The 9281-nt window shown below is 49.3% G+C and carries 6 protein-coding genes and 1 pseudogene; all 7 read right to left on the bottom strand.

Annotated elements, in window-relative coordinates; translation table 11 throughout:
* Positions 1 to 371, bottom strand: a pseudogene (locus tag TX85_RS27750) (carbohydrate ABC transporter permease); the annotation flags it as partial.
* Between the two features lie 30 nt (positions 372 to 401).
* The gene (locus TX85_RS21050) at positions 402 to 1364 is read right to left on the bottom strand and encodes an ABC transporter permease (protein WP_044481844.1); all 963 of its coding nucleotides are present in this window, start codon (positions 1362 to 1364) and stop codon (positions 402 to 404) included.
* A gap of 100 nt (positions 1365 to 1464) precedes the next feature.
* Positions 1465 to 3138, bottom strand: coding sequence for an ABC transporter substrate-binding protein (locus tag TX85_RS21055; RefSeq protein ID WP_044481845.1), 1674 nt, complete (start codon positions 3136 to 3138; stop codon positions 1465 to 1467).
* A gap of 125 nt (positions 3139 to 3263) precedes the next feature.
* Positions 3264 to 5003: a sensor histidine kinase gene (locus tag TX85_RS21060; RefSeq protein ID WP_044481846.1), complete on the bottom strand. Its 1740-nt coding sequence runs from the start codon at positions 5001 to 5003 to the stop codon at positions 3264 to 3266.
* Between the two features lie 11 nt (positions 5004 to 5014).
* Positions 5015 to 6571 (bottom strand): response regulator, encoded by a 1557-nt coding sequence (locus TX85_RS21065; RefSeq protein WP_044481847.1) that lies wholly within the window; start codon positions 6569 to 6571, stop codon positions 5015 to 5017.
* Between the two features lie 124 nt (positions 6572 to 6695).
* A complete protein-coding gene (locus TX85_RS21070) occupies positions 6696 to 8321 on the bottom strand; it encodes a response regulator transcription factor (protein WP_044481848.1) in 1626 nt (541 codons plus the stop codon).
* Positions 8322 to 8342: 21 nt separating this feature from the next.
* Positions 8343 to 9281, bottom strand: a 939-nt coding sequence (locus TX85_RS27755; RefSeq protein ID WP_044481849.1) for a sensor histidine kinase, incomplete at its 5' end; no start/stop codon positions are given.

Genomic DNA, 9281 nt, shown 5'->3' on the forward strand with positions numbered 1-9281 from the left:
AATACGAAAAAGATTGTAACAGACTTGCGGAGCACGAACTCCTGGCGGCTGAGGGTATAGGCCAGCATTGCCGTACAGAACACGGAAACCGCAGTTCCGACCACAGTACGCAGCGCCGAGATCAAGGTGGCGTGATAAATATCGGATTCTCCAAAGATATATTTATAATTGTCCAAGGTCCACATCCGCGGCCACAAATAAATTCCGCCTTTGATGGCGTCGTTGGCGTCATTAAAGGAAACGGCGATCATATTGATAAAGGGGTAGATGGTGACGACCATCAGGCAGATCATAAATATAATGTTGCAAATATCAAAAGCTTTATCTCCTAAACTAGGATTGCGTATGCGGGACGCTCTTCCAATTCGCATGGCGCAGGCCTCCTTTTTGAACTACCTACATTAGAATAATCTGCTTTCTCCCATTCTCTTCGCAACAAAGTTGGCGGAGAAAAGGAAGATAAAGCTGACTACGGTTTTGAATATGCCTGCCGCCGTACCCAGTGAGAAGTTCCCCATCCCCAAACCGTATTTCAGCACGAATATATCAAGGTTTTCCGAATAATCCATGTTCATGCCATTGCCCAGCAAATATTGCGGTTCGAATCCGGATTCGAGAATACTGCCCAGATTCATAATCAGCAGAATAATAATAACCGGTTTTAGCCCGGGAAGTGTTATATACAGCATCCGTTTGAAGCGGTTAGCCCCGTCGATTTCAGCCGCCTCATATTGGGAGGGATCGATCGAGGTAATGGCCGCTAAATAGATGATCGTGTTCCAGCCTACATTTTTCCAAACCTCGGTTGCCCCGAGAATACCCCAGAAGTATTCCCCTTTCCCCATCCACAGCACCGGCGTATCAATCAGATGAAATTTCATGAGCAACAGATTGATGATGCCGTCCGGTGACAGCACCGTCAGAACAATACTTGACGCCACAACCCAGGAAATAAAGTGCGGCAAATAGCTGACGGTTTGAACGACCCGCTTGAAGATGACATTCTTCAACTCATTCAGTAGAAGGGCCAGCGTGATCGCCGTAATGAAGCCAAGCACCAGATTAATAGAGCTCATCACCAAGGTGTTGCGCAGCACCCGGTAGAAGGTGCTGTCTTCAAACAGAAGGCGGAAGTGCCGCCAACCTGCCCATTCCTGCTCCGCAAAGGATCTGGCCGGCTTAAAGTTCTGAAAGGCCATCGTCCATCCCCAAAGCGGAAGGTACTTAAAGATAAAAGCCCAAATTACGAAAGGAATACACATGAGGGCGAGCGTTCGCTGTTGTATCAGGCGTTTGAAAAACAGGTTTTGTTTCTTTCCTTTAATTGTCGGCACCGATTTTAAGGAAGCGATCGGTTTCTCCATTTGGGATTACTCCTTTCCTGCTCTGCTATAAACTCTAAGGGTCGAAACGCCTTTCGACTTCCGACCCTCAGCATCTGGCAAACCTATTTCAATTGTTGCATTACCATTTTCCGGCAACGCGATCTTTTACAGCCTTCGTTATCGTATCTTCATACGTTTTCTTGTCCAGTTTATTAAACTCGCCCATATACTCGTTCCATGTGTTATCGAAACTGGACGGAGGGTCCAGAATCAGCTTGGGCAGATATTTCTTTTGCAGATCATCCGCTTTGGTTATGAATAACTGTTCGGGAGAGCCTTGCTGCAGGGCGATCGACCAAGCGGGAGACCAAGGACGTTCATCAGGCGTGCTGAACAATTCTGCGAAGGTCTTCACACCATATTCTTCAAGCAGCTTCTTGTCTCCGTCCGTGTAGGTAAAGGTTGCGACCTCCGGCTGGTTGCCCGGACCATAGGCATTGCCGTCCGCCAGGACGGAATTGTTGCCGTAACGAGGCCAGCTGTAGTTGAAATAGTCAAACCCGTATTTTCGGCTCAATTCCGGATCCTCGTGAATTTTGCGCTGTTCATCATCCTTGAAATAAAAGCGTCCATTCTCATCCACGCTATACGCTTCGTCCTTGATGCCCCATTGAACCAGAATCTGGTTTTCCTCTTTCAACAGGTTATCGAAGTACTTGATGATGCGGACGGGATCTTTGGCTTTGACGGTGATCCCGACTCCGTAATTGTTGACAAATCCAGGAGGGTCGATATATTGATCCTTAATACTTTTATCGAAAACGATAGGCATCGCAACATAACGTTTGTCATCAATACCGGCTTTCTTCAAATTGTTGGTAGCATCCCCAACCTGCCAGGAATAGCTGAAATAACCGAGTACACGTCCGGAGGTCAGCTTAGCCAAATACTGGTCCCTGTTCATCGTGAAGGACTCCGGATCGAGCATCCCTTGGGCATTCACCTCATTCAGCTTCTGAATCCATTGCTTCTGATGATCGGATCCCGCCACCAGCTTGGCATCATGAGTTTCCATATCCACCATGACACTGCCATCGTTGGGATACCCAGCCAAGTGCATGGCCGGATTTTGCAGGGTAAAGAAACTGTTCGGTTCACCGGCCAAGGTTGCGAAACCGATGGTTTCCTTGCCGTCCACCTGAGGATATTTGTCCTTGTATTGCTTGATGAGGTCGAAATACTCATCCAGTGTAGTAATTTTCGGATAATTGAACTCCTTCAGAACAGAACGTTGAATATAGAAGCCGGTTTGAAAATTAGGTTCCGAAATATAGCCGATGTTAGCTCCATAAGGGAAAAAGTAGATTTTCCCGTCATCCTGTCTGAATTTGTCCATATAAGGACCATATACACGCTTGATGTTGGGTCCGTACTTCTCGATCAGATCATCGAGCGGAATGAAAGCTCCCGCATCCATCAGCTTGGCCATTTCTCCGCTGGAGTCAATGATGTCGGGATAGTCTCCGCTGGCAATCATAACCCCCGCTTTGGTAGGGGCATCACCCACCAGATATTCCATCTTCCAGTCAACGCCGGTTTGTTCGAACAATTCTTTCCCGATGGTTGTTTCACTTGCGAGAACATCCTTTTTGGGAGCGCCAAAGGTGAAATACGTATAGGTAACCGGGCTGTTGTTATCGCCGTCCGGCGGGGAGCCCTCCGAGGACGAGGACGATCCGCCCCTGCTGCAGCCTGCTAAAGCTGCCATCAACAATACTGCCATTCCTCCGATCAATACTTTCCTACCAAACATTCAACTGATTCCCCCTTCGGTATCATCAGATTTGTAAGCACTTTCAATATAACAAGAAATCGTTTACAAATTTACCCGTCAAACTGTATCTCCTACTTTGAAAAGTATATCGTTTGTATGCGTACCTATATTTCCTCCGCCTCGTCAATCAGCAGAGCGATTTCGATCTGAGTTCCTCTTCCTTCCCAGGTATGGATTGCAAAATCAAAACGATCCTGATAACAAAGCTTCAGACGGCTATACGCATTCTTCATGCCGATCCGCTCGCCCATACCGGCTTCTTGCTCCAAATACTCGCGCAGTTCTTCCAGCTTGGCGGGGGACATCCCTATCCCGTTATCCTCTATGCTAAAGATCAATTGGTCTTCGCGCAGGGTAATAGACAGCCTGATAACGCCTTGACCCGGAATCGATTCAACTCCATGGATACTGGCATTCTCGACGAACGGGAGAAAGACCATCTTCGGAATCCGCTGTTCAAGTGCCGCCGGTTCCGCTTCAATGCTGTATTCCAGCTTGTCGCCGAAGCGGTACTTCTGAATCTCCAGGAAGTTCCGAATGAGTTCCAGTTCCTCTTGAACCGTGACATCGTTCCGGCTCCAGGAGATGGACCGTCTGAACATCTTGGCCATATTATGGATGATCCTAGCGGTCTCTTCCTCTCCCTTAATTAAACTTCTCATACGGATCGATTCCATGGTATTAAACAAAAAGTGGGGATTAATCTGACTGTGCAGTGCATGAAGCTGTGCTTGCTGCTGCTTCAGTTCCAGGTCCTTCTTCTGAATATCCGCCAGATAAACTTCATTGATCAAGCTATTGATCGTCTCTGTCATCCGGTTGAACTCAATCGTCAGTTGCCCGATTTCGTCTCTCGCCTCTTCGTTGGGAATCGTCTGGAAATCCTGTGACTTGACCTTCTTCATATGTTTAAGTATGCGCACCAACCGCACATGCAGCGACCTTGACATCGCAGCTATGATCAAGCTGGGCAGCACAAAGTTGATGCATGCCAGCCAAATGACGAAGGAACGCGACTTCCGCACCTCATTCAGGACGCTTTCCTCATCCATCACGCCATGTAGCGTCCATCCTTCCAGATAATTGATGCCGGTGTAAGAAGCTTCGAATAATAGCGAGTTCTTCGGAAGGGCAACGTCCTCAAACTTTGCGATTTCGCCCGACCCTTCTCCCCATGGATCATTTGCAAACTGTATACGGCATTCGGGGTCGACAAAGTAAACTTTGCCGTCGAACGCGCTATTCAGAAATTTTTGACGGATCAAATTCATGTTCAAATCAATTTTAACCAGTTGCTCAATGCCGCCGGTATGGTAGTTGTTTAACCTTTGAATCAGGCTGAGCTTCCCGTCCGAATAAATAAGGGTAGGATAAGGTACGGAATAGAAGTTGGAGTGGGTATACCAGTCGGATATTCGAACTGCGTCGGTCAATCGATCAATATAGCCGGAGGACAAAACGGTGGGATTGTCCGTATACACTTGATACCAGGAAACCCCGCCATGGATATTCAGATCGGTAAGCACCCCTCTCAGATAGGTATTGTAAACCTCTACGTAATCCATCTGACTGGAAAAGCGCCGGGCGATCGTTTTGTTGAAAATGGAATCGGCGTACAGGGAATAGGATAGTCCCACCCCTTGATCGATGGTCACCCGCAGGTCGTTTTTGAGATTGTTCAAGGCCATATCCGCATCGCGCATTTTCTGGCTGCGGATATTGGCCGTGGTCACATTGTAGAAGACAACATTGGTTACTACAATGGGAATGAAGACCGACAGGAGATACATGAGCAGCAGCTTGTCGCGCAGTTTCAAATAGTTCAGATTGAACTTTAACCTCATACCGCATCCCTCTATTCTCTGATGATCAGCCGGTTCCGGTACTCCGTTGGCGACACCTTTTCCAGCTTCTCGAACTGAGTTACGAAGTAATCCGCGTTCTGAAAGCCAACCCTGGCCGCAATTTCGTACATCTTAAGATCGGTTTGACGAAGCAGCTTCTTGGCCTCCTCTACCCGCAGCTGCAGCACATAATCGTTGAAATATCGCCCGTAGCTTTTACGGAACAGTCGGCCCAAATAGACAGGATTCATATAAAATTGAGCCGCGATGCTCTTCAGACTGATATTCTCGAAGTAGTGGGCGTCAATGAATTTCTTGATCTGCTTGATATCTCCCTTGGACTGCTCCTTCCGCAGCTCAGCTATATATCGCTCCGCTTCCATAATCGCCAGCAGGAAGCGCTCTTTCAACAGTGCCAAATTCCAGTTGCCGAATTCCCGTTCAGCCAGTTCCTTCAATCGCTGCACCTCTTCAATACTGCCGTCCATTTCCTTCACTACACTGATTATTCCGGTCGTGCAACGGGAGAGAGAACCGGCAACGGCCTGGGGAGTATAGCGCTGGGCGCGGAAGATCTGGAACATGCCGTCCAACGTTTGCCGATACGCCTCCTGATTGCCCTCTTCCACCTGCATAATCAGCTTGCTTACCGTGCCGGGACTCAAGTCGAATACGTACAGGGGTTTATCCTTAATTTGCGCGTATTCGATAACACCGCCGCCTTCAGCATACTTATGTCTGGCCGCCTCGTTCGCCTCCTTATAGGACCTGCGAACATCCGCTATATTAGGAACGGTACCGCCTGTATAGAGGCTGACTTCCGTTCCCAACTGCTTGGTGAGGCCAGTACGAATCTTTTCCAGAGCCTGGGGCAACCCTCCGTACCGTTCTATCAACCGCTCCACCGTGAACAACATCCCGAATCTCCCCCGATCCTGCTCAAACACGGGAATATCGGATGTCCAGTCTTCAAGATAAGATAGCGCTTTCAAAAATTGTTTTAGGCCGACATGTAATTCCCCGGGAGCGGCATGAATCTCAGCCAAGGCATAGCGAAAGCCCGACGCCTCTGTCAGTCCTAAGGCTTGGACATAAGGCCCAGCCTCCTCGAGTCGAAGGTTCGCCTGTACCAGCGCTTCCAGAACTGAACCGTTCAAATGATCTTCGCCCGTTGCCTTGGCAATCCTTATTCTGCTCATGTTCAAGGCTAGTTTCCTGAGCGCTGCGATCATCTCCTCATCATCCACAGGCTTTGATATATAATCATGAACACCGTAGCGAAGCGCCTGCCGCGCGTAATCGAAGTCATGATATCCGCTGATCACGATGAAAAAAAGATCCGAACCGCCTTCTTCTTTGACGCAGCGGATAAGATCCAGCCCGTCCAGAATGGGCATTCGGATATCGGTAATCACAAGATCAGGCTGCAAATGCTTAATCATGCGAAGCGCCTCCTCGCCATCCTGCGCCTCCCCCACAATCGTATAATTGAGGTCCTCCCATGGAATCAGCTTCTGCAATCCTTTGCGAACAAAAAATTCATCATCCACCAACAAAACTTTGAACATGTCCCGTGTTCCCTCCTACTTCAGGCCAGCTTTTGAACGGTATATTCCATGTTTTACCTCCTGACACCTTCCCTCAAATACCTTGCCGTAACGTAAAGGTCAAATCTTTATTAGTGTTGCTTTTTTATCTGATCAGATCCGTCGGATTCATTCCCGTGATCTTTTTGAACAAGGTGCTGAAATACGGCACATTTTTGTACCCGACCTTCTCCGCCACCTCATAAACGAGCATGTTGCGCTCAAGCAGCAGCTCCCGGGCTTTCTCGATTCTCACGCGGGTGAGGTAATTGTTGAAGGTTTCCCCCGTGATGTTTTTGAAAATAATAGACAGATGGTTCCGCGAAATATAAATTTTTTCCGACAGCTCGGCTAGCGTAATATCTTCGGCATAATGCTCATGGATATAATGAGTCATAAAATCGACGACCTGCCGGTGTTTGCTGTTCCCCCGAAGCTGGCGGCTTCTGCAGATCATGGATATCTTGGAACACAACCATTCGGCAAGTTGAACCGGATCGGTCAGCAATATCAATTCTTTGGCGATGAGATCGTTCGGGAACAAGTCGTCCAGCAAAATGCCTGCTTCATATAAGCTATAGTTGAATACGCCCCACACCTCACCTGCTTGCATTTGGATATACTCCGGTGTAATCGCTTTCTGATTTTCCAACAGCTTCACTTGCTCTTCAACCAGGGTCTTGGCCTCTTCCTCCTGGGACGATTTGATCGCACCCGCAAGTTCAACGTAAAATTTGACCGGAAACAAAGTGACGGACTGCTGATTTTTGTTCCCCTTCGCTTCTCTCTCATACCAATACATCTCGTAGTTCGGAACGAGCCGCTGAGTTCTCGAATCAATCGCGCGAAACGCCTCTTCGGTCGAATCGGGAATTTTCGTCCATTCTTGCTTCATTTCTCCGATGCCGACGCGAATCTGGAGCTTCACATAACATTTGACGCTGTCGATCAGCTTCATACCCAATTCCTTCAGCCGATCCTCCAATTCCCCGCGATTCTCCTCGGGCTGGGGATGCACGATCAGCACCGCTCTGGAGCTGTGCAGCTCGGTATATTCGATCGCCGCAAAGATTTTACGCGCCACCTCGCATGCGATATTGCTGATGGCAAACCGGAACAGGTTCCAATCGGTCAGCGGGAGTTGGCTGGCCCGCACATCGCGGACCGTATCGATGCCGATGGCGATATGATTGCATTTTGACCAATACCGGTATGGATGAGGCAAGCTGTCGGGAGAGCAGTAGGTGTCCTCCAGCGTCCCGACCACCGCGGATCTTACCCATTCTTTTTCGATAAAAGGCTCGTAAAGCTTGAGTTTTTGCTCGACCTCACCTTGCTTGATCCGCTTCACTTCCTCCTCCGTCAGTTCCTCGACCACCTTGGACAAAATCCTTTTTAGCGTCGGAACGCTGATCGGTTTGGACACGTAGTCACTTACGTTATATCTTAACGCTTGCCTCGCGTATTCGAAATCGGAATAACCGCTCAAAATAATGATCTTGCCATCGTACCCTTCCTTTCTCAACTGTTCGATCATGTCCAGGCCGTTCATCGACGGCATATAGATGTCCGTGATAATGATATCGGGTTCTGTCTCGCGGATCATGTCCAGGCCGTCCGCTCCATTCAGCGCGTCACCCGCCCATGCGGCGCCGAGCTGTTCCCATGGAATTGCCCGCTTCATGCCCTGAAGCACCTGACGTTCATCATCAACGATGGCAATTTCCCACATTTCGCTGTCCTCCTAATCCTCTTACTTATCCTTCCCCGCAGACTGGGGAGGCTCCGTCAGACGCGGCAAATCGATCACGACGCGAGCACCGCCTTCTTCCCGCTCCGCCAGTTCGACGCCATAGCGGTCATCGAAGTAACCGGCGATCCTTTCCCTCACATTGCGCATCCCGTACCCGCCTGTTCGGCGAGGCTGTTTCCTGTCGGCGGCCTTACTGAGCCCGGCTCCGTCGTCTTCGATCGTAATTTGCAAGCTATCGGTTTTATCCTCGAACCGGATGCGAATAAAGCCGCGGCTCCGGGCATTAAAGCCGTGAACGATCGAGTTTTCCACGAACGGCTGGAGCGTTAGCTTCGGAATAAACAAATCGCTAAGCTCCGGCGATGCTTCGATCTCGAATTCAAGCCCTTCGCCCCAGCGAAGCTGCTGGATTTCCAAATAACAAGCAATATGTTCGAGCTCCTCGGCAATCGTGATGAAGCTGTTGCCGTTCGACAAGCCGATGCGGAACATGCGTCCCATCAGCTCAAGAATCCGGCTAAGCTCATCCTGCCCCGCTTCAATGGCCATCCAGTTCAACTGGTCCAGCATATTATAGAGAAAATGAGGATTAATGTTGGCCTGCAGCGCCTCAATCTCCGCTTTGCGCTGCTGCTCGTACCGCCGTTCGAGCGAGCGGTATAGCTCCTCAATCCGCTCGTTCTGCTTACGGTAACCGGCAAACAGATACCCGAATTCGTTTTCGTAATCGCGGGGAAGCTCTGTTTTATTGCTATCGACGAAATCCGACCGCATGGCCGTAACAAGCTGTTTGATCGGCTTCGTAAACTGGCTGCTGAGATAATGGGTAAGCAGGAGGACCGACAAAATGGCGGCCAGACCGATAAACCCGATCACCATGGCAAGCGTATAACTGCCTTCGGTGATTTGCTTCCACGAGGAAATCTCCACCAGCGTCCA

Origin of the sequence: Paenibacillus antibioticophila, assembly GCF_000455265.1 — a bacterium.
Taxonomy (GTDB): domain Bacteria; phylum Bacillota; class Bacilli; order Paenibacillales; family Paenibacillaceae; genus Fontibacillus; species Fontibacillus antibioticophila.